Source organism: Pseudomonas onubensis (assembly GCF_965653655.1).
Taxonomy (GTDB): Bacteria; Pseudomonadota; Gammaproteobacteria; order Pseudomonadales; family Pseudomonadaceae; genus Aquipseudomonas.
Genome location: NZ_CBFHAZ010000345.1, coordinates 1 through 270, shown reverse-complemented (window position 1 = coordinate 270; position 270 = coordinate 1). Strand labels below are relative to the sequence as shown.

At 48.9% G+C, this 270-nt stretch carries 1 rRNA gene; it reads right to left on the bottom strand.

Annotated features, from left to right (window positions below):
- Positions 1–162 precede the first annotated feature (162 nt).
- A 23S ribosomal RNA gene (locus tag ACTD9P_RS30270) occupies positions 163–270 on the bottom strand; the annotation flags it as partial.

The window sequence follows — 270 nt, the reverse complement described above, 5'->3', positions numbered from 1 at the left end:
GTCAAGAAATTCGGGTACTGAGTCGTAGCCAGATGGCTTCGCTTCAGCAAATTGGGTATGTGACAGCTTTCGGTGTTTTGTGAACGTCGAACTTTCGGTTCATCTCGTCTTCACACACCGCAATCTGATGCTCTCTCGAGAAACAAATTGCTTGGGTGTTATATGGTCAAGCCTCACGGGCAATTAGTATTGGTTAGCTCAACGCCTCACAGCGCTTACACACCCAACCTATCAACGTCGTAGTCTTCGACGGCCCTTCAGGGGACTCAA